This window comes from Methylobacterium brachiatum, assembly GCF_900113845.1.
Lineage (GTDB): Bacteria > Pseudomonadota > Alphaproteobacteria > Rhizobiales > Beijerinckiaceae > Methylobacterium > Methylobacterium brachiatum.
This window is the reverse complement of record NZ_FOQW01000002.1, coordinates 253,434-276,698: the sequence shown is the minus strand read 5'-3', so window position 1 is coordinate 276,698 and position 23,265 is coordinate 253,434. Positions and strand designations below refer to the sequence as shown.

At 69.6% G+C, this 23,265-nt stretch carries 23 protein-coding genes; 12 read left to right on the top strand and 11 right to left on the bottom strand.

Features of this window, described 5'->3' with window-relative positions; translation table 11 throughout:
• Window positions 1-30: 30 nt before the first annotated feature.
• Window positions 31-744 carry a ligase-associated DNA damage response endonuclease PdeM gene (gene pdeM, locus BMZ47_RS01270; protein ID WP_091857733.1) on the top strand — a complete coding sequence of 238 codons (714 nt, stop codon included), beginning with the start codon at window positions 31-33 and terminating at the stop codon, window positions 742-744.
• A 7-nt stretch (window positions 745-751) separates the two neighbouring features.
• Here the strand turns inward: pdeM and BMZ47_RS01265 are convergent, their stop codons facing one another.
• From BMZ47_RS01265 to BMZ47_RS01255, 3 genes are all read right to left on the bottom strand, one after another.
• Entirely contained in the window at window positions 752-1,141 is a 390-nt protein-coding gene (locus BMZ47_RS01265) for a DUF3455 domain-containing protein (protein ID WP_167368977.1), read from the bottom strand.
• Between the two features lie 199 nt (window positions 1,142-1,340).
• Window positions 1,341-2,801: a methyl-accepting chemotaxis protein gene (locus BMZ47_RS01260; protein ID WP_091857727.1), complete on the bottom strand. Its 1,461-nt coding sequence runs from the start codon at window positions 2,799-2,801 to the stop codon at window positions 1,341-1,343.
• 196 nt (window positions 2,802-2,997) lie between these two features.
• Complete coding sequence (locus tag BMZ47_RS01255; RefSeq protein ID WP_091857725.1) at window positions 2,998-3,984, bottom strand: CorA family divalent cation transporter; 987 nt, start codon at window positions 3,982-3,984, stop codon at window positions 2,998-3,000.
• Window positions 3,985-4,193: 209 nt separating this feature from the next.
• Between BMZ47_RS01255 and groES the strand changes: the two genes are divergently transcribed.
• Both groES and groL read left to right on the top strand, forming a co-directional pair.
• Window positions 4,194-4,484 carry a co-chaperone GroES gene (gene groES / locus BMZ47_RS01250; RefSeq protein WP_007567860.1) on the top strand — a complete coding sequence of 97 codons (291 nt, stop codon included), beginning with the start codon at window positions 4,194-4,196 and terminating at the stop codon, window positions 4,482-4,484.
• Window positions 4,485-4,556: 72 nt separating this feature from the next.
• On the top strand, window positions 4,557-6,197 hold the full coding sequence (gene groL / locus BMZ47_RS01245; RefSeq protein ID WP_091857722.1) for a chaperonin GroEL: 1,641 nt from the start codon (window positions 4,557-4,559) through the stop codon (window positions 6,195-6,197).
• A 135-nt stretch (window positions 6,198-6,332) separates the two neighbouring features.
• Here the strand turns inward: groL and BMZ47_RS01240 are convergent, their stop codons facing one another.
• The 8 genes from BMZ47_RS01240 to BMZ47_RS01205 all read right to left on the bottom strand — a co-directional run bounded on the left by BMZ47_RS01240 (window position 6,333) and on the right by BMZ47_RS01205 (window position 14,339).
• Window positions 6,333-7,094: a prephenate dehydrogenase gene (locus tag BMZ47_RS01240; RefSeq protein WP_091857717.1), complete on the bottom strand. Its 762-nt coding sequence runs from the start codon at window positions 7,092-7,094 to the stop codon at window positions 6,333-6,335.
• Window positions 7,095-7,464: 370 nt separating this feature from the next.
• Window positions 7,465-7,974 (bottom strand): 5,6,7,8-tetrahydromethanopterin hydro-lyase, encoded by a 510-nt coding sequence (fae, locus tag BMZ47_RS01235; RefSeq protein WP_007568574.1) that lies wholly within the window; start codon window positions 7,972-7,974, stop codon window positions 7,465-7,467.
• A gap of 239 nt (window positions 7,975-8,213) precedes the next feature.
• Entirely contained in the window at window positions 8,214-9,047 is an 834-nt protein-coding gene (locus BMZ47_RS01230) for a triphosphoribosyl-dephospho-CoA synthase (protein ID WP_091857714.1), read from the bottom strand.
• Window positions 9,044-9,952: an ATP-grasp domain-containing protein gene (locus tag BMZ47_RS01225; RefSeq protein ID WP_007568576.1), complete on the bottom strand. Its 909-nt coding sequence runs from the start codon at window positions 9,950-9,952 to the stop codon at window positions 9,044-9,046. Before BMZ47_RS01225 ends, BMZ47_RS01230 begins: the two co-directional genes overlap by 4 nt.
• Before the next feature lie 276 nt (window positions 9,953-10,228).
• Window positions 10,229-11,203 (bottom strand): methenyltetrahydromethanopterin cyclohydrolase, encoded by a 975-nt coding sequence (mch, locus tag BMZ47_RS01220; protein WP_050732693.1) that lies wholly within the window; start codon window positions 11,201-11,203, stop codon window positions 10,229-10,231.
• Complete coding sequence (locus BMZ47_RS01215) at window positions 11,203-12,351, bottom strand: ATP-grasp domain-containing protein (protein WP_091857713.1); 1,149 nt, start codon at window positions 12,349-12,351, stop codon at window positions 11,203-11,205. Before BMZ47_RS01215 ends, mch begins: the two co-directional genes overlap by 1 nt.
• Before the next feature lie 22 nt (window positions 12,352-12,373).
• A complete protein-coding gene (locus tag BMZ47_RS01210; protein WP_091857711.1) occupies window positions 12,374-13,267 on the bottom strand; it encodes an NAD(P)-dependent methylenetetrahydromethanopterin dehydrogenase in 894 nt (297 codons plus the stop codon).
• 91 nt (window positions 13,268-13,358) lie between these two features.
• Window positions 13,359-14,339, bottom strand: coding sequence for a beta-ribofuranosylaminobenzene 5'-phosphate synthase family protein (locus BMZ47_RS01205; RefSeq protein ID WP_091858091.1), 981 nt, complete (start codon window positions 14,337-14,339; stop codon window positions 13,359-13,361).
• 298 nt (window positions 14,340-14,637) lie between these two features.
• Between BMZ47_RS01205 and BMZ47_RS01200 the strand changes: the two genes are divergently transcribed.
• From BMZ47_RS01200 to pqqB, 9 genes are all read left to right on the top strand, one after another.
• The gene (locus BMZ47_RS01200) at window positions 14,638-15,717 is read left to right on the top strand and encodes a molybdopterin-binding domain-containing protein (RefSeq protein ID WP_091857709.1); all 1,080 of its coding nucleotides are present in this window, start codon (window positions 14,638-14,640) and stop codon (window positions 15,715-15,717) included.
• Entirely contained in the window at window positions 15,711-17,342 is a 1,632-nt protein-coding gene (locus BMZ47_RS01195; protein ID WP_091857707.1) for a formylmethanofuran dehydrogenase subunit A, read from the top strand. The genes BMZ47_RS01200 and BMZ47_RS01195 overlap by 7 nt, the downstream gene beginning before the upstream one ends.
• 27 nt (window positions 17,343-17,369) lie before the next feature.
• Window positions 17,370-18,317 carry a formylmethanofuran--tetrahydromethanopterin N-formyltransferase gene (gene fhcD / locus BMZ47_RS01190; RefSeq protein ID WP_091857705.1) on the top strand — a complete coding sequence of 316 codons (948 nt, stop codon included), beginning with the start codon at window positions 17,370-17,372 and terminating at the stop codon, window positions 18,315-18,317.
• 3 nt (window positions 18,318-18,320) lie between these two features.
• Entirely contained in the window at window positions 18,321-19,115 is a 795-nt protein-coding gene (locus tag BMZ47_RS01185; protein ID WP_091857703.1) for a formylmethanofuran dehydrogenase subunit C, read from the top strand.
• Window positions 19,116-19,250: 135 nt separating this feature from the next.
• Window positions 19,251-19,457: a hypothetical protein gene (locus BMZ47_RS01180; RefSeq protein ID WP_007564437.1), complete on the top strand. Its 207-nt coding sequence runs from the start codon at window positions 19,251-19,253 to the stop codon at window positions 19,455-19,457.
• A 46-nt stretch (window positions 19,458-19,503) separates the two neighbouring features.
• Window positions 19,504-21,138, top strand: coding sequence for a sensor histidine kinase (locus BMZ47_RS01175; RefSeq protein WP_091857701.1), 1,635 nt, complete (start codon window positions 19,504-19,506; stop codon window positions 21,136-21,138).
• Window positions 21,135-21,839, top strand: coding sequence for a response regulator transcription factor (locus tag BMZ47_RS01170; RefSeq protein WP_007564433.1), 705 nt, complete (start codon window positions 21,135-21,137; stop codon window positions 21,837-21,839). Before BMZ47_RS01175 ends, BMZ47_RS01170 begins: the two co-directional genes overlap by 4 nt.
• Window positions 21,840-22,061: 222 nt before the next feature.
• Entirely contained in the window at window positions 22,062-22,151 is a 90-nt protein-coding gene (pqqA, locus tag BMZ47_RS01165; protein WP_007564431.1) for a pyrroloquinoline quinone precursor peptide PqqA, read from the top strand.
• 34 nt (window positions 22,152-22,185) lie between these two features.
• On the top strand, window positions 22,186-23,085 hold the full coding sequence (pqqB, locus tag BMZ47_RS01160) for a pyrroloquinoline quinone biosynthesis protein PqqB (RefSeq protein ID WP_091857698.1): 900 nt from the start codon (window positions 22,186-22,188) through the stop codon (window positions 23,083-23,085).
• The last annotated feature ends 180 nt before the right edge of the window (window positions 23,086-23,265 follow it).

Below are 23,265 nucleotides of genomic sequence, written 5' to 3'. Positions count from 1 at the left end.
CCCTCCCCCGACGATTCCGAGGATGCGATCTTGGCGGCCGGCCTGAGACTCGAGAAGACTCACAAGCACCCGACCCTGTTGCTGGCGGGCGAGACCCTGATGCTCGATCTGTGCGGCGGCGTATGGATGCCGGAGCATCGCACGCTGATCGTCTCCGACCTCCACCTGGAGAAGGGGTCGTCCTACGCAGCCCGCACCGGCCAGTTCCTGCCGCCCTACGATACCCGCGAGACCCTGGCCTGCCTGCACGAGGCCGTGACCCGCCACGATCCCGCCCGCGTGGTCGCCCTGGGCGATTCGTTTCACGACGACCGTGGGCCGGAGCGGATGGAGCCCGGCGACCGGGCCATGGTGGCGGCCCTGCAGGAGGGACGGGATTGGGTCTGGATCGCCGGCAACCACGATGCCGCGGTCAGCGAGGGCGTGGGCGGCCGCTATGCCGACGCGCTGACCCTCGGCGGCCTGGTCCTGCGCCACGAGCCGAGCGCGGAACCCGTGATCGGCGAGATCGCGGGCCATCTCCATCCCTGCGGCAAGGTCGCGATGCGCGGCCGGGCGGTCCGCCGGCGCTGCTTCGTCACCGACGGCACCCGGCTCGTAATGCCGGCCTTCGGCGCCTATGCGGGCGGGCTGAATGTCCGCGACCGGGCGATCGAAGGCCTCTTCCCGAACGGGTTCACGGCGCATCTGCTCGGGGACGGACGGGTCTTCGCCATCGGCCGGGCACAACTCGCCCGGGACTGACGCGCGCTCAGCGATAGAACGTGTAGGTCGCGGTGTAGGGCACGCGCACTGTCTGTCCCGGCGTGCAGCCGCCCGCCGGCTTCTCCCCGCCATCCGTGTCGCTGCGCAGCACGTAGCGTGTCCCCGCGAGCATTCCCGATCCGGTGGCGCGGGCGGAGAGCATCAGCCAGGCGACGGCGTGCGGTTGCGGTGCCGGGGCCTGGTCGATCACCGACCCGACCACCCGGGACCCGTCCTGGATCTCCCAGGTCGGACCCTCGAAATGGCGCCCGACGACGCGCCCATCCGGCTGGGCAAGGTCCGCGTCGGGCTTGGCGGCGCTCCAGACCGGGGCCCCCTCCCCGGCGATGCAGGTATAGATCTGCGCTCCCCGCGCGGCGAAGCTGGCGATCGACACGCTTCCGGCCGGCGGCGCGAGGCGCGCCGGTTCGGCAAGGGCGAAGGCCGGCGCGCAGCACGCGAGGGTGATGAGGGCAGGCCGCAGGGTTCTGGTCAGGGCGTAGGCGATCGGTTCAGCTCCGTCCGGACGGGTCGAACCACGGAACGGGGGAAGCCGCTTGCGGGTTTCATGCCGCGGCCTGCCCCCGTCCGTTGGCTCAGGCGGATTTCATGAACCGGTCGATGCTCTCCGCGAGATCCGAGGAGTGGACGGCCAGGCTCTCGGCGACGCCCAGGACGGCCTCCGCCAGTTGACCGGTGGCATTGGCAGCCTGCGAGACCCCGCCGATATTGCCCGACATCTCGTGGGTCGAGACCGCCTGCTCCTCGACGGCGCTGGCCATCGCCAGGGTCAGCGTCGAGAGTTCGGCCACGGCGGCGGTGATCATCTCGATCGCCCCGACCGCCTCGCCGGTGGCGTTCTGGATCGCCGCCACCTGCTGGGTGATCTCCCCCGTGGCCTTGGCGGTCTGTTCGGCCAGAGCCTTGACCTCGCTGGCGACCACCGCGAAGCCCCGCCCGGCGGCACCGGCCCGGGCCGCCTCGATCGTGGCGTTCAGCGCCAGCAGGTTGGTCTGGCCGGCGATCGACTTGATCATGCTCACGACCGCGTCGACCTCGCGCGCGTTCTCGGCCAGCTGCCGCATCGTCGCGTCCGTGGTCTCGGCCTGGATGGCGATCTGCCGAGCGCGCTCCGAAACCCGCCCGACCTGGCCGGAGATCTCCTGGATCGCACCGTTCATCTGCTCGGAATTCGATGCGACCGACGAGGCCTTCTGACGGGCGGAATCCGCCGACTGCGTCAGCCCCTCGGCCGAGTGCTGCATGTCGCGGACCGCCGACCCGACGGCGTCGACGACGCGGCTCACGTCGGTGGCCATGTTCACCTGCGCGGACACGACCGCCCAGGTCAGCATCGGGCCGATATACCGGCCCTTCCGATCGTTGACGGCGGTGACCTGCAGGTCGAGCGTCTCCGGGCCGACCTTGATCTTGGTCCGGTGCGGCAGCCGGCTCGCATCCGCCAGCATGTTGCGCTGGTGGTGGGGGTTCTTGTGGAACACGTCGAACGAGTTGTTGACCATCTCGTCGACCTTGATCGGCAGGTATTGCTCCAAGGGGGCCAAGGTCTTGCGCGAGGTGGTGTTCAGGTAATTGATCTTGAAATCGTTGAGCGGATCGGCGGTCATGACCGCAACCGGCATGTTGTCGATCATCGACATCAGCCGGTCGATGTCATTCTTCTTGGCCGAGATGTCGGCGGCGAACTTGACCACCTTCACCGGCTGGCCGCGGGCATCGAGCACCGGATTGTAGGTCGCTTCCAGCCAAACCTCCGACCCATCCTTGTCGAGGCGCAGGAACTCGCCGGTGACGTATTGCCCGTCTTTCAGCTTCGCCCAGAAATCCGTGTATTCCGCGCTCTTGGCAAAGGCCGGGTCGACGAAGATGCGATGGTGCTTGTTGCGGACATCCGCGAGCGTGTACTTCATCAATTTGAGGAAGTTCTCGTTGGCGTCGAGAACCTGGCCGTCCATCGAGAACTCGATGATGGCCAGCGACCGATTCAAGGCGTCGAGCTTGGCCTGCGACTCGCTGTAAACCGATTTTTTGAACATATCACTGCTCGCGCTTCTCGAGCGGAAACCTAGCGCATAGTACGTTAATTTTGACCTAACTTCCCGAATTCAGAAACGGTGCCGGCTTAGATTACGGCGCGCAAGACAGAAATGCGAATTTTTGAACTCTTGTACTTCTAGTATTCCGAGACTTCCGGGGAACCTCCGGCAAACAATCTAAACTTAGGTGCGAATATCAGAACCAGCCGCGTATCCGGAAGTACACGATCGGCGCCAGGGCGCTGAACAGGATCAGGCCGAGCGCGTAAGGGTAGCCGTAGGCCCAGTCCAGTTCGGGCATGTGTTTGAAGTTCATGCCGTACATCGAGGCGATCAGGGTCGGCGGTACGCCCACCACCGAAACGACGGTGAGGACGCGAAAAACGTTGTTCTGCTCGATGTTGATGAGCCCGAGCGTCGCGTCGAGGAGGAACTGAACGTTCTCGGCGAGCCGCGTCTCGAACTCGTCGAGGGATTCGATATCCCGCCGAATCGTTTCGAAGCGCCCATCCTCGGGCAGCCCGAGCCCGTCGCAGGCGGCCGACACGAACGGCACGATCCGCTCGAGGCCGAGCAAGCTGGCGCGGATCTTCCCCAGCACCTTGCCGCGGTTGCTGATCCCGCGCAGGATCCGCCGCAGCGCCAGGTCGCGCCGGCGCGGCGGCGGGCTCTCCATCCGGCGGCGATTCGCGCCGCGCAGGTCGAAGTCGAAGATCCGCGTCGAGAGCTGGTCGAGCTCCGAGGCCATGTCCTCGAGGGCATCCGCCAGGCTGTCGACCAGCTCCTCCAGGATGACCAGGAAGATCTCGCTCGGGGATACGCTGCCGTCGCCGTCGGCGATCCGTTTCTGGGCCGAGTCGACCGCGCGCAGCTCGTGGAACCGGATGGTGACGAGGTGGTCCTTCGACAGGAGGAAACCGAGCGGCTTCAGCTGCGACTCGCTGCGCTCGAAGGTGATCATCGGCGTCGACAGCGACAGGCCGCCCTTCACCCGCCGCAGCCGGCTGGAGGATTCAACCTCCGACAGCGCCGCCCGGGACGGCACGCGCAGACCGGTCGCCGCCTCGACGGCGGCGGCTTCCTCGGAACTCGGATCGTTCAGGTCGAGCCAGACGGCGTTGCCGGAAATCGGTCCGCCGAGGTCCAGCGCAACCGCGCCGTCGGGTCCGTGCAGGCTCAGCATGAGAGCGCGTTGTCCGTGGGAAATGAAGGCTGATGTCGCGTCATCGCGCCGTCGCGCGCGGGTGCGACAGCCTTGACTCGGAACCAGGCGAGGGCTATCTCGCCGCCGTCATTGGCACTCGCCAAGACAGAGTGCTAACAGTCGGGTTTGGAAGCGGTCCCGCAGGCCGCATCAACGCCAACTGCAGACCTGAAGCAAGAGGGCAGCTCATGAAGTTCCGTCCGCTGCACGACCGCGTGGTCGTCCGTCGCATCGAGAGCGAGGAGAAGACCAAGGGCGGCATCATCATTCCGGACACCGCCAAGGAGAAGCCGCAGGAAGGCGAGATCGTCGCCGTCGGCCCCGGCGCTCGCGACGAGCAGGGCCGCGTCAACGCGCTCGACGTCAAGGCCGGCGACCGCGTCCTGTTCGGCAAGTGGTCCGGCACCGAGGTCAAGATCGACGGTCAGGACCTCCTGATCATGAAGGAATCCGACATCATGGGCGTCGTCGCTCTCTGATCGGATCGCCTTTCCCCGCCCTTTGAGGCCGTCCGAGGCCTTGGGGTTCAACCCAACCACAAGAGGCAAACCATGGCAGCGAAAGACGTTCGTTTCTCCGCCGACGCGCGCGATAAGATGCTGCGCGGCGTCGACATCCTCGCCGACGCGGTGAAGGTGACGCTGGGTCCGAAGGGCCGCAACGTCGTGATCGAGAAGAGCTTCGGCGCCCCGCGCATCACCAAGGACGGCGTCACCGTCGCCAAGGAGATCGAGCTCGCCGACAAGTTCGAGAACATGGGCGCCCAGATGGTGCGCGAAGTGGCCTCGAAGACCAACGACATCGCGGGTGACGGCACCACCACCGCGACCGTGCTGGCCCAGGCCATCGTCCGCGAAGGCGCCAAGTACGTCGCCGCCGGCATCAACCCGATGGACCTGAAGCGCGGCATCGACCTCGCCACCGCCGCTGCGGTGAAGGACATCATCGCGCGCGCCAAGAAGGTCTCGACCTCCGACGAGGTCGCCCAGGTCGGCACGATCTCCGCCAATGGCGACAAGGAGATCGGCGAGATGATCGCCCACGCCATGCAGAAGGTGGGCAACGAGGGCGTCATCACCGTCGAGGAGGCCAAGACCGCCGAGACCGAGCTCGACGTCGTCGAGGGCATGCAGTTCGACCGCGGCTACCTCTCCCCGTACTTCATCACCAATGCGGAGAAGATGGTCGCCGAGCTCGAGGATCCCTACATCCTCATCCACGAGAAGAAGCTGTCCTCGCTTCAGGCGATGCTGCCGGTGCTCGAGGCCGTGGTCCAGACCGGCAAGCCGCTGCTGATCATCGCCGAGGACATCGAGGGCGAGGCGCTTGCCACCCTCGTGGTGAACAAGCTGCGCGGCGGCCTGAAGGTCGCGGCCGTGAAGGCGCCGGGCTTCGGCGATCGCCGCAAGGCGATGCTCGAGGACATCGCGATCCTGACCAAGGGCCAGATGATCGCCGAGGATCTGGGCATCAAGCTCGAGAACGTGACGCTCCCGATGCTCGGCCGCGCCAAGCGCGTCCGCATCGAGAAGGAGAACACCACGATCATCGACGGCGTCGGCGAGAAGTCGGACATCGAGGGTCGGATCGCGCAGATCAAGGCGCAGATCGAGGAGACCACCTCGGATTACGACCGTGAGAAGCTCCAGGAGCGCCTGGCCAAGCTCGCGGGCGGCGTCGCGGTGATCCGCGTCGGCGGCGCGACCGAGGTCGAGGTCAAGGAGAAGAAGGACCGGGTCGACGACGCCCTCAACGCCACCCGCGCGGCGGTCGAGGAAGGCATCGTCCCGGGCGGCGGCACCGCGCTGCTGCGCGCCAAGAAGGCGGTCGCCGCGTTGAAGTCCGACATCCCCGACGTCCAGGCCGGCATCAAGATCGTGCTGAAGGCGCTGGAAGCCCCGATCCGTCAGATCGCCCAGAACGCGGGCGTGGAAGGCTCGATCGTGGTCGGCAAGATCACCGACAACACCTCCTCGGAGACCTTCGGCTTCAACGCCCAGACCGAAGAGTATGTCGACATGATCCAGGCCGGCATCGTCGACCCGGCCAAGGTCGTGCGCACCGCTCTGCAGGACGCCGCTTCGGTCGCCGGCCTGCTGGTCACCACCGAGGCGATGGTCGCCGACGCGCCGAAGAAGGACAGCCCTGCTCCGGCCATGCCGGGCGGCGGCATGGGCGGCATGGACTTCTAAGTCCACGCCACCCGTCGAGACGAGGAAGGGGGTCGCCGCGAGGCGGCCCCTTTTCTTTTGGGCGGCCCGGTTCGCCCAGCACGCTCCGGCCTGCGTCCGGGCGGTTCGTGTGGCCGGTCACTCGCCGGCAGCGGACTAGCCGTCCCGGGCGAGATCGGCCTCGACGTGAGCAGCCAGGCTGAAGAAGCGCTGGCGGACCTCGGCCGCGAACGGGTTCGACCGCTCGATCGCCTCGAAGACCTCGGGCGCGTCATGCCGGACCATGTCCACCGCCTGCATGAGCAGTGAAAAGCTGCGCGTCGTCATGTGCGTCGGGAGCGGCTCCATGGCGACGAGCACCCGCGCGATTAGATGGGTCAGGCCTTGGACCGCTGCGGCCTCGCGGTCGTGAGCTTCCGGCGTCGTGACGATCACTTTCAACTTCAGCACTTTCCGAAGGAACGCAGCTGCACGCCGCCCGCGCCGTCCAGAGACCGGACACACGGCAATCCTCAGGCCGGCGATCCCGTCGGCGGCGCTCTGCGGGCCGAACAGGGGATGGGTGCCGAGGATCTCGACGCCCTGGGGCAGCCCCGCCCGCATGATCGCGACGGGCTCCATCTTCACCGAGCCGACATCGACCACCAGCGTTCCCGGCCGGAGATGCGGGGCTATCGTGGACACGACCGCAGCCAAGCTGGAAACCGGAACGGCGAGGATGACGACCGGGCAGCGAGCCACCGCCGCCAGGTCCGCCCGCACGGCACCGTAGGTCTGGATTTCGGGCTCGGCCGGGCGCGGTTCGTAGACGCGCAACGCCATATGGGGCGCGAGGTATCGGGCCGTCAGACGACCGAAGGCGCCGAAGCCGATAATTCCGATAACCGGGCGGAGCTGAGTGGCTTGGGAGACTGACACGGTGACCTCGGGCAGGCGCGAGGTCGGCGGATCAGGAACAGGAGCAACCGCCGACGACGCAGCGGTTGGGCATGATAAGCAGGCCGCCGCTAAGGGAGCGGCGCGTAATACGATCCGGTGGGGAACAAGCTTAGCATGGTGGGGAGCCTCTAGGCCGCGCCACCGAGCGCGTCAACCGGACCGCATCGACGGCCAGATCGGGCTGAACACGCGGCGTTCCGCTTCGAGCGTGCTTTGGAAACGAAAAACGGGACGGCTTGCGCCGTCCCGTCGGTGGTCGTTCCTATCGGCCTAAGAAGATCGAAGCCAGTCGCTGGAGCAGGCCCCGCGGTGCGGGCGGAGGCTCACTCTGCCCAGGACGGTCCCCGATCTAATTGGCGGCGAAGGGATGCTGGGCCGAGTTGCGCTGCTCGGTGACGGTCGAAGCCTTCGGCTCGCCGTTCACGGCGCGCTGGATCGAGAGCTTGGTCGCCTCGTAGTTGTACTTCTGGATCTTGGCGTCGTCGGCCGCTTCCCAGTGAATGAACACGCCGACCAGGATGAACAGGTCGTCGGCCTCATCGGCCGGGATGATGCCTTCGGCAACGGCGTCCTGGACGGCCTTGGCAACGCCGTGCTGGGCCGGGCCGAACATCTGGACGGCCTGACGGGCGTCGTTGATGGTGACCTTGTTGAACATCAGGGTGTTCGGCTTGCACGGCAGGTTCGGCGCGATGACCGCGAGCAGGCTGGTGAAGCCGTGCTTGTTGTTCACGAGGCCGTTGCAGAAAGCCGTCTCGGCGGGCGAGCCGCGCGGTCCGATGATCAGGTCGATGTGAGCGACCTCGTTGCCGTCGCCGACGAGGGCTTCGCCAACCTGAACCTTGGTGATCTTCGCCATTCGGTGTCTCTCCCTGGATTCCGAAATAGGGCCGCGGCGCCGGGCGATGCCAGCGGCCGGGAAGCCATCCTTGTTATCGGCGCCCGATCCTCCGGCCGAGCCGGTTGGGCCGAGCCGGTTGGGCCGGACAGCGCGCCGGACCCTACAGTGCGGCCCTGCGGCTCACAACCCGCGCAAGGCCCTGGACCTGAGGAATTTCTTTGACGGCGGGCCGCGAAAGGCCGGAACTTTTCCGTGGTTCACGCGAGGGCGGCGCCGGCCGCCGTCAGGGCATCCCAGAAGACGGTCGCCACCGTGAAATCCGCGCTGGTCCCGGGATTCAAGGCGCGTGCCTTCAAGGAGGCGTCGAGGGCGAGCAACGTGTCCACCGGCCGGTCCGCGAGGTTAAGGTTAGCCAGCATCGTATCGACTTCCCGGCGCACGGCCTCGGCGACCGATGGGCCGGCCTTGCGGGCGATGTGGCTGTCCGGGACCGAGCGGAGATAGGCCAGGTGGATCGCCGTGGTGCACCATGTCGGATCGAGACCGGCGGCGCGGGCCTCGGCGAGGGCCGGCAATCCGATCGCGGCGATATCCGAGAAGCCGGTGTCGTAGGCGCGGGCGATGCGGTCGCGACCGGCCGCCTCCGTCATGGCCGCGCGCAGGGAGGGCGGGGCGTCAGACGTGACGTCGTGCCGCTCGGCCCGGCCGAGGCCGCCCGGATTGGCGAGCCGGATCGCCGCGAACACCGCTTCGGAATCCGCAGCCTCCAGAGCGTCGAGCACCGCGGCGACTGATCGCCCCTGCTCGGCTGCGGCGGCCAGCGGGGCGCAGAGCAGAAGGATGCCGAGATTGGTGTTCTGGCCGACGGCCGCCAGGGTCGCCGCGACGCCGGCGCGGACCCGTTCGCCGATCCCCGCCCCGGCCCGGGCCAGTTCCGGGGCCGAGACATCGGCGCTGGTCACGAAATCCGCCACCACCATGCGATGGCCGGCCGCGTAGGCGTGGACATTGCCGGGCTTCAGCGCTTCGAGTTCCGCCAGGCAGGCGGCGCGGTAGAGCGTCCCGATCAGCCCCGGGTCGAGGGCGCTCATGCCACCACGAGCCGCGGAACGCTGGCGCCCCGGACGGCGGCGAGAAAACCCCGAACCACGGTGGCGGCGATGTCGGTCTCGCACACGGTCTGGAGGCCCGACCAGGCCGGCATGGAATTGACTTCCAGGATCGAGAAGCCACCCTCCCCGTCCTCGACCAGATCGACTCCGGAATAATCGACCCCGACCGCCGCGGCCGCGGCCTCCGCCATCTCGGCGGCAGCCGGCGGCATCGCCCAGGGCAGCGGACGGCCGCCACGATGGACGTTGGTGATCCAGCCGTCGCCCTCGCGGATCATGCCGGCGATCGCCCGGCCGTCGCAGACGAAGACGCGGTAGTCGCGCCACAGGCCGTCGCGTCGGGGCACATAGCGCTGGAGGTAATAGACCCTCGCAACGGCCTCTTCATCCGGCAGGTCCTCGGGCCGCTCGATCAGGGCCAGCCCCTCTCCCTGCGAGCCGAAGAGCGGCTTGAGCACCAGCGGCGCGCCGGGGCGGCTCTCCTGCTCGACGATCCCGGCGGCGGCCTCGCGCTTCGAGACCACCCAGGTCTCCGGCGTCGGCAGGCCGGCGCGGGCGATCAGCAGGGAGGTGGCTGCCTTATCGACCGAGCGCTCGATGGCGGTGGGCGCATTCCAGACGGTGACGCCCGCCGAGACCAGGGCGTGCAGCACGCCGAGCCGCATGGTGGTCGCCTCGAACGTGCCGCCCGCGATGGTCCGTAGCAGCACGCCGCCGGGCAGTGAGCCGGCAAAACCCGGGACCCGCAGGGGCTCGCCGCCCCCGGTGGCCACGATCACGTCGGCCAGCGAGAACAGCACCGGCTCGACGCCCTGCGCCCGCAGGGCCGCCAGGAGCCGGGCCTTGTGCCAATTGCCGTTATCGGCCGCCAGGGCGATGCGCATGGATGGAAGACTCTCGACGGCCCTTCCCCGCTGGGGAACGGCCCTTCCCCGCTGGGGAAATGCTACGGTCATTATTATTTTGCGGTGTCGTCGCCAGGGCCGCCCGCGAAACGCTCCCTGTCCGAAGCGGCTAGCCGATTCACGGATTGCTTGGCATGGCGCGGGTCCCCTCTCCCGTTCGGGAGAGGGAGTTTCCGCCTCATGCGACCGACGACTGATCGTGTCCCGGCCGCTGACTTTGACGAGATGAACCGCGGCCGGACGGCCCTGTCTCGCCTACGCGAACGACGCCTCCACCAGCGTCGGCTCCAGGCGGCCGCCGCGGTAGGTGGCGCCGGTGCGCACCGACGTGACGATCGCCTCGGCCGGCGAGAACAGCGCGCCGTCGATCTTGTAGAAATCGCCGTTCACGCGCGAGAAGATCTCGGCGAAGGGCGCCCCGTGATCGCTCGAGGTGGTCGACGGGATCTGCTCGGCGAGCTGCTTGGCGTCGGCATCGTCGGCATCGACGAAGAGCTGGACCCGGCCGCCGTAGATGATCGCGTCGTTGGTCCGGCCCATCGCCTTGATGAAATCCGGATGCGGGGGCGAGAGCGGCGCCGATCCAATCCCGTCGACGATCGCGTGCAGGTCGAAGCCGACCGTGTGGGCCTTGTGCAGGGCGACTTCCAGCACGCGGGCGACCACCTGGGTCGAGCCGGCGAGGCTCTGCGTCGGTGCGAAGATGAAGGTTAGGTCCTCGGGACGCAGGCCGGTGGCTTCGGCGACCTTGGCGACGACGCTCTCCGGCGGTCCGCCGGCCGCTTCGAGAACCAGGGCGGTCTTGGTGGCCGAATCCCGGTAGCCCAGCTCCTCGTACAGATGCTCGACGGCCGCGACCGCGCGGCCCGGGCCGGAGCCGAGAGCGAAGAAGCCGGAATCGCCGGCCTCGTCGGCCAGGCTCCAGCCGGCATATTGGCTGCCCAGGCAGGCGAGCACCGGATCGGCCGCGTGGACGATCACGGAATACGGCCAGGAGGCGATCGGGCCGCTCGGGGCGATGCTCACGGTGCCGAGGCCGCCGAGGCAGATCTCGGCAATGCGCCGTCCGGCCTCGATCGAGCCCCGTGCCTGCGCGCCGGCATCGACCATCCGGGCACCGCCCGCCGCCTGCGAGACCGACAGGCGCAGGGTCGCGGCATCGGCCACGAACCGCTCGATCAGCGGCGCCGTGAGCGCGTTGACGCTGGGATAGGATTGGCTGGCACTCATCACAGGGTTTCCTCGGGGTGCGTTTTCTTTGCGGCCAGGTCGGCTTGGAGCCGCGCCGTCCGCGTCTTCAAACTGTCGAGCGCCGCCTGCCGGTCGGCCCCAAGGGCAAGCACCGTGCAGAGGGGCGCGTCGCGGCGGACCACCGTGCCGGGGCGCGGGCGGTCGCGCACGTGATCCGGCCACGGACAATCCGGGACGGGCGCATGCTCCCGATCCGCGTAACAGATCTGCGCGGCGGCCGCATCCGCCGGTTGCGGGCCGAGCGCCGGCATGGCGCCGAGGCTGGCCTCGATATGGGCGGCCAGCAGGGGCGTGCTCCGGCGATCCAGGATATCGAGGGTCGCGCCGGGCCGCGGGTTGATCTCGGTGAGCCACCAGCCGGTTTCGTCGGCCAGGAAATCGGCACTGCCGAGCCCGCGCAGCCCCGTCGCCGCGATGAGGCTCTCGACCGCCGCCGCGACGGCCAGCAGCAGGGGTTCGGGAAGGGGCGGAGCCTCCGCGGCAGCCCCGGCCAGGGCGCCGCCGTAGCGATAGGGCCGGATCGGCGACGGCGCGCACCATTGCTCGGTCACGGCCAGCACCTGCATCGTCCGCCCGTCGGCCAAAAAGTTCAGGGCGTGGGGCCGGCCGAGTGCTCGCGCCTGGACATAATGACCCTCCGGCGCGGGGCCACAAGTGGCTGGCCGGATATGGCTGCCGCCGCTGCCGCCGATCCGCTTCAGCAGCCAGCCGGACGGATCGGGCAGCGGACCCGTCGCGATCGCCGGATGCGGGATTCGGAAGCGGTCGCAGAGGGCGGCGAATCCGAGCGGGTCCTTCAGCGCCGCGACGGCGTCCGCGTCGGCGCCGATCAGCCGGTCGCGCGCCGCGATGCGGGCGACGAGGTCGGGCGTGTCCTCGAACCCGCTGCCGAGGACGATGCCGAGGCGCGATCCGGCGCAAGCCGCCAGGTCGTCGATCGCCGCGAGCGTCGCGTCGGCGACGATCCGGCTGCCGAAGCGGCCCGGCAGCGGCCGATAGGCTTCGCTGAGTGCCAGCGTATCGGAATCACCGAACAGGTCGGCCACGAAGGGACGCAGGCCCGCGCGCCGAGCCGCCTCCGCAAGGGCGCGCCCGGCCTGCGCGGCGATCAGGATCGCCTCGGACATGCCGGGATGCGCCCGTGTCGGCTCAGCCGGCGATCTCGACCGCCAGGGTATAGGCGTCGCGGAAATCGAGGCAGAGCGGCGTGTCGGAGGCGAGCATCCGGTCGAACAGGCGGCGCTGCGTCTGGTATTTCACGTTGCCCACCGCCAGGGCGCCGATGCCCACGCCCTTGCCGGCCGGAAGCGGCACGTCGACGGCGTTGACGTCGATCCCGGCGATGCCGGCCGGCGGCACGGCATTCACGTCGGAGGCGACCAGCAGCTTCGGAGCGGATTTCAGATCCTCAGCCGAGAGGATCGGGATGCCGGCCGGACCGGCGGACAGGATCACGTCGGCGTCGCGGATGGCGCGGCGGCGATCCTCCGGGGTGGTGCCGTCGACGGCGCCGACCTCGATGCCGAAGCGCCACTTCATCGTGAAGGCGATCTTCGAAACCCGCTCCTCGCCGTCATGGCCCACCAGGACGGTCTGCGCGCCCTGGAGGGCGCCGATCACCGCCGCCACGTAGGCGACGACGCCGGCGCCGCCGAAGATCACGATGCGCTTGCCGGTCAGGTCGGTGTTGAATTTCTGCCGCAGCGCCCGGGAGACCTGCGCCACCATGGCGGCGCCGGTGGTGAACGAGCCGGCGGGATCGGCGAAGACATGGTTCACGAAGGGCGGCACGAACGCCTTCTTGGCCCGGTCGACCATGTCGAGGGCGTCCTCGGCGTTCTTGCCGCCGATGAAGATGCCCGTGCGGGTGCCGTCGGCGGGCGCGCGCGAGAAGATCGAATCCTGGGTCAGCGAGACGACGTCGGCGAGGCTGACCTCCGTGTGGGTCACCACCGTCTCGAAGCCGGCATCGATGGCCATGTTCACGTCGAACGGGCTCATGTGCCGGAGCGGCGTCAACATGTGGAGGATCGAGCGGGCCATGACGTTCTATCCCGTGGGGCGCGCATCAACCTGCGCCTGCCGACCGTCCAAACCCGCTGCGGGTGCCGCGGTCAAGTCCGGGGGCGGCAGTTCAGTCCGCCGTGGTTATCGATGCGCCGGTGTTGCGGCCGCGGGCGATGAGGAAGCGCAGCGGCCCGCCGCGGTCGAGACTTTCCACCAGGGCGCTCGCCTCGGCCTCGCTAGGCATCAGGACGAAGCCGGTCGGGCCCCAGGAGGATTGGCCGTAGCCGGGCACGCCTTGCGCGGCGGCCTGGGCCAGCGCCTGCGCGACTGCGGCGCTGGCATAGCGGCCGCCCTGATGCGGGGCGAAATGGTCGCCGATCAGATCCTGGATCCGGGTGATGCCGGCGCCGAAGCCCTGCGGTTCCGCGAGCGCGACCGCAGGCAGCACCTGCATCAGCACGATTCGGCAGATCTCCGCCGCCTGCGCCTCCGGGAAGCGCGGCAGGTCGCGAAAGGCCTCCACCTCCCGCGTGCCGTGCACGCCGGCCATGCTCTGATCGAGAATGAGGACGATGCGCCAGGCCTCCGGATAGGACAGGCGCGCGATCACCGGCGGCGGGCCGCCGTCTCCGCCGCGTCCGCCATCGACGATCAGGCCGCCTTCCGTGAAGGCGCTCAGGCCCACGCCCGACCGGTTGCCGCGATCGAGGCTCGCGGAAAAAGCCGTCGCCGAAAACGCGTGGCCGCCGAGGCGTGCCAAGGCGGCCGCCACGGCCAAGGCGAGCTGGGTCCCGGATCCGAACCCGGCATGGGCCGGGATCGTCCGCTCGACTTCGATCGCGACAGAGTCCGGCTGTTCGAGATGGTCCGCCGCGGCGCGGGCGTAGCCCCGGACCCGCTCAGCTTCCGCGCCGGTGACGGAGAGATGCGCGGACCGGCGGGCGGTCAGCGCGACGGACGGGGCGTCGATGGCGAGGCCGATGCTGCCGAAGCGTCGTCCCAGCCCGCCATGCAGGTCGAGGAACCCGAAATGCAGCCGTGCCGGCGCCTCGACTCGGACGATGCTGCTCGGAGCGGTTGCCGTGTTCCGCTGGGGGACCTCGCCCACGCCCATTCCTTCGCAATCCACCGCCGAACCGCCGGGCTTTTCCCATGCGGTGGGCGCCCGAAGCAACGGGATCTTGCTGCCGATCGGACGAACCACGGTGGGCCCCCCCTTGCCGCGGGGCGCAGATGAATGCAAACCTAGGCCAGCGACGGCGCGCCGAGTTGCCGCCCGCCCGGACCAGTCGGGCGGTCGAGCCATTCCGATCCGGCGGGATTCTCCTTCGGGAGTGAACCCGCTTCGTCCGGTCTTACGGCCGTCGCCCGCTCCGAAGCCAAACAATAACGTCGCGTGAGGGAGCATGGCAGCCTGGGTGAAGGGTGGCGCGACGGACGCGGACACCGCCATCGGGGCGGCCGTATCCCTGCTCGCCAAGGCGCGCGCGCCGGTGATCGCCGGCCTCAGCGCCGATGTCGCCGCGATCCGCGCGGCCTACGATCTTGCGGGGCGCATCGGCGCCTCGATCGATACGGCCGGCGCGGTCGGCACCTATGCCGAGCTCGGTGCGCTGAGCCGGGTCGGCGCCATGACCTCGACGCCCGCCGAGGCGGTCGGCCGGGCCGATACCGTCCTGGTCGTCGGCGCGGCGCCCTGGCATACGCCGCTCCTGAAGCGCCTGACGGGGGCAAAGCCCACGCGGGGCCGCGCCGCCGGTGCGGACCGGACGCTCCTGGCGCTCGGCGCCGGGTCCGAGGGTTCGAAGGCTGCGCTGTCCTGCCCGTCCGCAGGCGGCTTGGCTGAGGCGGTCGCGGAGCTGCGCGCCTACGCCAAGGGCCATCTCGCGGGTGACACGCCGCAGGCCGAGCTCGTCGCGCGGATCGCCGCCGCACAATACGGTGTCCTTTTCTACGATCCCGCCGAACTCGGTGAGCTCGGCGTGGAAATGCTTCAGGGCTTCGCCATGGAGCTGAACGAGACCACGCGCTGCTTCACGCTCGCCGTCGCGGGGCCCGATCAGGACCGCGCCGTGGTCCCGGTGGCCGCTTGGTTGACCGGCCAGGCGCCGCGCAGCGGCTTCGGACGCCGCGTTCCCGAACATGATCCCTGGCGGTTCGATGTCGCCCGCCAGGTCGCCGCCGGCGAGGTCGATGCCGTGATCTGGCTCGCCGCTCTGCCCGTCGACCGGCCGGAATGGCTGGCTTCGGTGCCGTCCGTCGCCTTGGTCGCCGAGGCCGAGGCCTCTTTCGCCGATGTGGTGATCGCGGTCGGGCGTCCCGGCCGCGATCTCGGCGGCGTCTTGTGGAATGAGCAGCGCGCCGCGCTGACCTACTGGCCGGCCTCGGCGCCGACGGACCTGCCGTCCGCCGCGTCGGTGCTGGGTGCCCTGACGGAGCGCCTGGCCGAAGGTCGCGTCGCGTCGAGGAGTGAGCCCGCATGCTGAGCGTGATCCGGGGCGGGCGCGTCGTCGATCCGACCGCGTCCCGCGATGCCGTCGGTGACGTCTGGATCGAGGACGGCCGCGTGGTCGAGCCGGCGGGCCGGGAGCCTGATCGGGTGATCGACGCGTCGGGCTGCGTCGTGATGGCGGGCGGCGTCGAGGTGCATTCGCACATCGCCGGCGGCAACGTGATCACGTCGCGCCTGCTTCTGCCCGACCTCTACTTGAGCGAGGCCTCGCCCGAGGGGCATCCCTTCGCCCATGCGGGCGGAGCTGCGGGCTGGATCGGCTCGACCTACGCGCGGATGGGCTACACCACGGCGGTGGAGCCGGCGATGCCGCCGACCCACGCCCTGGCGACCCAGCTCGAACTCGCCGACATCCCGCTGCTGGATCGCGGCGCGCTCACCGTGATGGGCAACGACGACCAGCTGCTGAAGTTGCTGCGCGAGCGCCAGGGCGGCAACGCCGTGCGCGACCTCGTCGCGCTCTCGGTCGCCACGTCGCGCGGCCTCGGGGTGAAGTGCATCAATGCCGGCGGCGCCTCCGCCTTCAAGGACGGCGCCCTGCGCCTGTCGCTGGACGACGAGATCCCGGTCTACGGTCTCTCGACCCGGCAGATCATGGGCTCGCTCCTCGACGCGGTCGAGGAGATCGGCGTCCCGCACCCGCTGCACGTCCACTGCAACAATCTCGGCCTGCCCGGGGCGGACGATTCCTTCGTCGAGACCCTGGACGCGGCGGAGGGTCGGCGCATCCACTTCGCCCACGCGCAATTCTACGCCTACGGCGCGACCGAAGGCGGCGGCTTCCGTTCCGCCGCCGAGCGGATCGCGCAGGCCATCGCCGACAACCCGAACGCGACCCTCGATATCGGGCAGGTCGTGTTCGGCCAGACGGTGACCGTGTCGCTCGACATCCTGCGCCAGTTCGCCGGCCGCAAGGGTGCCAAGCCGAAGAAGTGGGTGCTGAATGCCGGCGATGCCGAGGGCGGCGGCGTCGTGCCGTTCCTGTACCGGCCGCGCGGCCCGACCAGCTCGCTGCAATGGGCGATCGGCCTGGAGATCATGCTGCTCTCCACCGATCCGGAGCGCACGATCCTGACCACCGACCACCCCAATGGCGGCCCGTTCACGCAATATCCGCGGATCATCCATCTGCTGATGGACAAGTCCGAGCGCGACCGCGAGATCGCGACGCTGCCGGGCATCGTCGGCGAGCGGTCCGGCCTTCCCGGCCTGGAGCGGGAATACACCCTCTCGGAGATCGCCCAGCTGACCCGGTCCGGCCCGGCCAAGCTCCTGGGCCTCGCCGATCGCGGCCATCTGCGGCCGGGCGCCTGCGCCGACGTCGCGGTCTATCGCGACGACACGAACCGCACCGCGATGTTCACCGCCGCCAAGCTCGTCCTCAAGGACGGCGTGCCGATCGTCGAGGACGGCGAGGTGGTCGAGTGGCGTGCGGGCCGGACGCTGTCGCTCTCGGTCGAGTCGGATCCGGCGATGGCCAAGCGCGCCGATACCTACCTGACGGACCGGTTCGGCGCGGGGCTCGACAGCTTCGCGGTGCCGGATGCGGCCTTCGACGCGGATGCGGACACCTTCGAGGCCGTGCCATGCCGGGCGTGATCAGCGAGGCGAGTGGCGGAAACAACCATGTCTGAGCTCAGCCTCAACGGCATCCCGATCGTCGACACCTTCGCGGAAGCGTTCGACGTGGCCGGGACCGCCATCATCGTCACCAACGACACCGCTAAATGGGCCATGATCGCCGCCACCACCATGACGGGCTTCGCCACGTCGGTGATCGGCTGCGGTGCCGAGGCCGGCATCGATGCCGAGCTGGCGCCGGATGAGACTCCGGACGGCCGGCCCGGCGTGCGCATCCTGCTGTTCGGCTTCGAGCCGAACGGCCTAAAGGAACAGCTGATCAAGCGCGTCGGCCAGTGCATCCTCACCTGCCCGGGCACGGCCTGCTATGCCGGCGTGGACGGGCCGACCAAGATCAAGCTCGGCGGCGCGATCCGGTATTTCGGTGACGGCTTCGCTATCGCCAAGCGCCTGCCCGATGCCTCCGGCAAGGCCCGGCGCTACTGGCGCATCCCGGTGATGGACGGCGAGTTCCTCTGCGAGGATTCGGTCCGGGCGGTCGACGGGGCGGTCGGCGGCGGCAACCTGCTGTTCCTCGGGCGGACGCACAAGGACACGCTCATCGTCGCCGAGGCGGCGGTCGAAGCCGCCAAGGCGGTCCCAGGGGCGATCCTGCCGTTTCCGGGCGGCATCGTCCGCTCGGGCTCCAAGGTCGGCGGCCGGACGAAGGGCATGATGGCCTCCACCAACGACGCCTATTGCCCGACCCTGAAGGGCCGGGCCGGCTCGGCCCTTCCCGCCGAGTGCGGCGTCGTGCTGGAAATCGTGATCGACGCCCTGACCTCGCAGGGCGTGTCCGACTCGATGCGCGCCGGCCTCCACGCCGCCACCGAGATCGGCGGCAAGCACGGGCTGATCGCGGTCACGGCCGGAAATTACGGCGGCAATCTCGGCCGCCACCATTATCATCTGCGCGACCTGCTCGCGCGCGACGACGCCAAGACGGAGGGCTGAGCCTTGAGCACCCTCACCCTGCGCGCGGCCCCGCCCGAGCGGCTCGACTTCCTCAACATCAACCCGCTGGCGCTCAGCCGCCTGTCCCAGGCCGAGGCCGAGCGCCTCGAGGTCGGGACGACCCGCACCGGTATGCGTCTCGGCGATTGCTTTACGGTCGCGCTTGACGGCTCCGACACCCTCACCATCGAGGGCGGCCATGAGCGCCTCGACCGCGTTGGCGCCGCCCTGTCCGAGGGCACTATCCGCGTCACCGGCGATGTCGGCCAGCGCCTCGGCGCGGGCATGGCCGGCGGCAGCCTGACCGTGGCGGGCCATGCCGGCCCCTATGCAGGTGCCGGCGCCACCGGCGGTACGATCACGATCGAGGGCGATGCCGGCGATTATGCCGGCGGGGCCGTCTACGCGGCCAAGGCCGGTCTCGACGGCGCGACACTGATCATCCGCGGGACGGCCGGTGCCCATCTCGGCGACCGGATGCGGCGCGGGCTTCTTCTGGCAGGCCGGGCCGGCGCCTATGCCGGCTCGCGGATGATTGCCGGCACCCTGGCGGCGCTCGCGGTGGGCGACAATCCGGGCTACGGCATGCGCCGCGGAACCCTGCTGGTCGGGTCGCACGGGCGGCTGTCGCCGACCTTCGTGGAGACCGGGACGCACGACCTCGTGTTCCTGAAGCTCCTGGCGAAATCCCTGTCGGGCCTGAGCGCGGAGCATGCCGCGTTGCTCGACCGGCCGCTGCGCCGCTATTCCGGCGACCTCGCCACCATCGCCAAGGGCGAGATCTGGGTCGCGTCCTGACGCCGCTCTGGGCAGAGCGGCCGCACGCGGCATATGCTCTGCCCAAGCCGGCCCGCACGAGGCCGGCAAGGCTCTGCATCATCCGCGCCGAGCGACGGTCACCGTCGATCCGGATGATGCACGAGGGAGACGCCCATGCTCCTGCTTCTGTCCATCTGCCTCGTCGCCCAGCCCTCGACCTGCCGCGAGGACCGGATCGAGATGTCCTACGAGGGCTCGAATCCGTTCATCTGCCTGCGCCATTCGCAGAGCGCGCTGGCGACCTGGCAGGCCGCCCACCCGGATTGGCACGTCGAGCGCTGGCGCTGCGCCGCGCGCGGCAGCCTGCCGAAGAATCTGTGACGGCGCGGGGCAACCGCGCACGGCGCTTCCCTCCGGGACGGGGCCGATGCGCTCGCTGAAGCTCCGCTTCGCGCTGCTGCTCGGCGGCACCGCCGTCGTGGTGATGCTCGCGGCTATCGCGGCTCTGGCCTCGATCGCGGCCGCCGAGCGCACCGTCGACCGTACGCTGGAGGCGCAGCGACGCCTGGAACTGCTCGCCGAACTGTCCGGCCGCCTGACCCAGTTCGGCCTGGCCGCGGTCGAGACTGTGGGCAATCCCGACGGGCAGCCCGAGGCCATGGCGATCGCCCGCGACAATGCCGACCGGGCGCTGACCACGGTGGATGAGGCGCTCGCGCAGAGTTTCCCGCCGAGCGACGACCCGGCCGACCGCATGCAATACGCTGCGCGGACGCGCCCGATGGCGCAGTTGCGCGCCGCCCGGGTCGTGCTCGACCGGCAGGTGGCCCGGATCAACCGCCAGACGGAGCCGGAGAAGCGCCAGGACGCGATCAAGGGCGCGCTTAACGGCTTCGGGGCGATGACCGGCCAGCCGCTCTCGTTCCTGATCGAGGCCGAGCGGCGCAGCATGGCGCTGGGGTCCGAGCAGGCGCGGGCCCTCTCGGCACGGCTGCGTGTGGCGGCGGCCTCCGCGGTGGCGGCCGCCCTGGTCCTGCTGGCGGTGCTCTATCGCAGTGTGACCCGGCCGACCCTGGCGCGGATCGAGGAGGTCCGGCGGGCCGCGAGCGCGATCGGCCACGGCGCCCTCGACACCCGCCTCTCGGTGGCGACCCGCGACGAACTCGGCCTGCTGATGACCAACGTCAACCGCATGGCCGCGCGGCTCGCCCGTCGCGAATCCCGGGTCGCGGCCGACCGGGCGGCACTGGAGGATACGGTGGCGGCGCGTACCGCGGATCTGCGCGCGGCCAATGCCCGGCTTGAGGCCGTGGACCGCTCGCGACGGCGCTTCTTCGCCGATGTCAGCCACGAGCTGCGCACGCCGCTCACCGTGATCCTGGGCGAATGCGATCTCGCCCTGCGCGGCGTGTCCCGGGGCGCCGATCCGGGGCCGGTCTTCACGACGATCCGCAAGCGGGCGCAGCGGCTGAAGCTGCGCGTCGAGGACCTGCTGCGCGTCGCCCGCTCCGAATCCGGTGAGATCGAGTTCGACAAGCGCCCCCTGGGCCTCGCCTCGGTGCTCGCAGAGGCCGTCGACAATATGGGCTCCGAGGCCGCCCGCCGTCGGGTGGCGCTCAGCCTCGATCCCGGCAGCCAGGACGTCGAATGCCTGGCCGACCGCGAGTGGCTCCGCCAGACCGTCGAGAGCCTGGTGGACAATGCCCTGCGCCACGCCAAGGGGCTGACCCGGGTCGAGGTCGCGCTGTCGGCCGAGCCCGGCGCTCGCGCCCGGATCACCGTCACGGATGACGGCCCGGGTTTCGGCGCCTCCGAGGCCGAGCTGTTCGAGCGGTTCCGGCGCGGTGCCGGGGCGAGCCCGGACGAGACCGGCTTCGGCATCGGGCTCGCCCTGGCGCGCTGGATCGTCGAGCAGCATGGCGGCACTATCCGCCTCGGCGCCGGCCCGGACGGGCGCGGCGCCCGGGTCAGCCTGGACATGCCGGCGCTCGATCCGGCATGGGAGATCGGCACGGCCGGGAACGCGGCCGGCGACGCGCAGGTGAGGGAGCCGGCCGCATGACGCGGATCCTGATCGTCGAGGACGATATCGATATCCGGGGCCTTCTGGCCCGCGGCCTGGAAGCCGAGGGGTTCGAGGTCGGCACCGCCGCCTGCGTCGACGAGGCGCTGAAAGCCGCTCATGATCCGGCGCCCGGCGCGGTCCTGCTCGACATCAACCTGCCGGACGGGTCCGGGCACGATGTCTGCCGGTCGCTGCGTGAGGGTGGCTTTCCGGGCGCGATCCTGTTCCTGTCCGCCCGCGACGAGATCCGCGACCGCGCCGAGGGGCTGGCGCTCGGCGCCGACGACTACATTGTCAAGCCGTTCGTGTTCGACGAGCTGGTGGCGCGCCTGCGCACGCATCTGATGCGGCGGGAGCAGGCCGAGGCGCCGCGCTCGCGCATCACCGCCGGCCGGTTGATGCTCGATCTCGACACCCGCCAAGCGAGCTGCGGCGAGGCCAGCGCGCGCCTGACCCCCCGGGAGGCCGACCTGCTCGCCATGCTGATGGAGAGCATCGGCAAGCCGGTGTCCCGGGCCGACATCTTCGACCGTCTCTGGGCCAGCCAGGGCGGCCTCTCGCTCAACGTGGTGGACGTCTATATCGGCTATCTGCGCTCCAAGATGGCCGACTTCGTGCGCTTTGGCGGCCCGGGATTGGTCACCGTCCGGGGCAAGGGCTTCATGCTCGAGCTGCGCGGTCCCGACTTCCGTCAATGACCGACTATACTTAAGTCGAATTCGGTAACGTTTCCGACGCGGCGCCGGGCATTTAGGTCGAGTCTCACGAAAAATTTGGGAGGATCCGGCAAGTTAGTGCTTGAAGACCGCAGCTGAATCGCCGATATCGAGTGCGCGCCGGAAATCAGAGCGCCATCAGTGTCTTAGGGGCCTCTTAGGAACCCGTGACGCTTGGTGAGGATACCGCCAAGGAGAAACACCATGAAGTGGGCTGCCCCCGTTGTGTCCGAGATCTGCGTCGGCATGGAAGTGACCAGCTACGAGTCCGCTGAGATCGACACCTTCAACTGAGTTTCCAGGGGCCGGGGATCGCGGGAACCGCACCATGCGCGTCGTGATCCTCGGCTCCGCGGCCGGCGGCGGCCTTCCCCAGTGGAATTGCCGCTGCCCCATCTGCGCCTTAGCGCGGTCCGAGCCCGACCGGGTGCGACCCCGGACGCAGTCGAGCATCGCGGTCTCCGCAAACGGAACCGACTGGCTCCTGATCAACGCGTCGCCCGATATCCGGCAGCAGCTTTTCGACAATCCCCAGATGCATCCCCAGGAGGGATTGCGGCATTCGCCGATCCGGTCCGTCCTCCTGACCAATGGGGACGTGGACCATGTGGCGGGCCTCCTGACCCTGCGCGAGAGCCAGCCCTACACGCTCTACGCCACCCGCGGCATCTTGGATTCGGTCAACGCCAACCGCGTGTTCGACGTGATGGCCGAGGGCGTCGTCGCCCGGCAGGCGGTCGCCATGGACCGGCGTTTCGAGCCCCTGCCCGGCCTGTCGGTCACGCTGTTCCCGGTACCCGGCAAGGTGCCGCTCTGGCTCGAAGACGAGACCATGGAGATCGGCGCCGAAACGGAGACCACCGTGGGCGCCCTGATCGAGGCGAATGGCCGTCGCCTCGCCTACATCCCCGGTTGCGCCCGGGTCACGGACGGGCTGCGCGACCGGATCGCCGGCGTGGACGCCCTGCTGTTCGACGGCACCGTCCTGCACGACGACGACATGATCCGGGCCGGGGTCGGCACGAAGACCGGCTGGCGCATGGGCCATGTCCCGATGCGCGGCGCGAACGGTTCGATCGACGCCCTGGCCCACACAGTGATCGGGCGTCGGGTTTTCGTCCACATCAACAACACCAACCCGGTCCTGGTCGAGGGCTCGCCGGAACGGGCCGATGTCGAGGCGGCCGGTTGGACAGTGGCCCATGACGGGCTGAGCCTCGCCCTCTGAGGCACATTCGACCAGCGGTTGGGTGCGGGCCCGGTCGGCACTATATCGATACCACGCCCGGATATTCACCCGACCGGGCTCTCGTCTCGAAAGGCAGCGACCGGTTTTGGGATGACGACGACGCCCTCAGCCAGGGCGGGATCGGAATACAGGAAACGCGACCCGAGGACGGATTCCGGA

Coding starts and splice junctions, on each gene's coding strand:
- BMZ47_RS01170 (WP_007564433.1), top strand. CDS start 21,135: ATGACGCGGATCCTGATCGTCGAGGACGATATCGATATCCGGGGCCTT.
- BMZ47_RS01255 (WP_091857725.1), bottom strand. CDS start 3,984: ATGCTGAGCCTGCACGGACCCGACGGCGCGGTTGCGCTGGACCTCGGC.
- BMZ47_RS01175 (WP_091857701.1), top strand. CDS start 19,504: ATGCGCTCGCTGAAGCTCCGCTTCGCGCTGCTGCTCGGCGGCACCGCC.
- pqqB (WP_091857698.1), top strand. CDS start 22,186: ATGCGCGTCGTGATCCTCGGCTCCGCGGCCGGCGGCGGCCTTCCCCAG.
- fae (WP_007568574.1), bottom strand. CDS start 7,974: ATGGCGAAGATCACCAAGGTTCAGGTTGGCGAAGCCCTCGTCGGCGAC.
- BMZ47_RS01215 (WP_091857713.1), bottom strand. CDS start 12,351: ATGTCCGAGGCGATCCTGATCGCCGCGCAGGCCGGGCGCGCCCTTGCG.
- BMZ47_RS01210 (WP_091857711.1), bottom strand. CDS start 13,267: ATGGCCCGCTCGATCCTCCACATGTTGACGCCGCTCCGGCACATGAGC.
- BMZ47_RS01225 (WP_007568576.1), bottom strand. CDS start 9,952: ATGCGCATCGCCCTGGCGGCCGATAACGGCAATTGGCACAAGGCCCGG.
- pqqA (WP_007564431.1), top strand. CDS start 22,062: ATGAAGTGGGCTGCCCCCGTTGTGTCCGAGATCTGCGTCGGCATGGAA.
- groL (WP_091857722.1), top strand. CDS start 4,557: ATGGCAGCGAAAGACGTTCGTTTCTCCGCCGACGCGCGCGATAAGATG.
- BMZ47_RS01230 (WP_091857714.1), bottom strand. CDS start 9,047: ATGAGCGCCCTCGACCCGGGGCTGATCGGGACGCTCTACCGCGCCGCC.
- BMZ47_RS01200 (WP_091857709.1), top strand. CDS start 14,638: ATGGCAGCCTGGGTGAAGGGTGGCGCGACGGACGCGGACACCGCCATC.
- BMZ47_RS01180 (WP_007564437.1), top strand. CDS start 19,251: ATGCTCCTGCTTCTGTCCATCTGCCTCGTCGCCCAGCCCTCGACCTGC.
- fhcD (WP_091857705.1), top strand. CDS start 17,370: ATGTCTGAGCTCAGCCTCAACGGCATCCCGATCGTCGACACCTTCGCG.
- BMZ47_RS01195 (WP_091857707.1), top strand. CDS start 15,711: ATGCTGAGCGTGATCCGGGGCGGGCGCGTCGTCGATCCGACCGCGTCC.
- BMZ47_RS01260 (WP_091857727.1), bottom strand. CDS start 2,801: ATGTTCAAAAAATCGGTTTACAGCGAGTCGCAGGCCAAGCTCGACGCC.
- mch (WP_050732693.1), bottom strand. CDS start 11,203: ATGAGTGCCAGCCAATCCTATCCCAGCGTCAACGCGCTCACGGCGCCG.
- groES (WP_007567860.1), top strand. CDS start 4,194: ATGAAGTTCCGTCCGCTGCACGACCGCGTGGTCGTCCGTCGCATCGAG.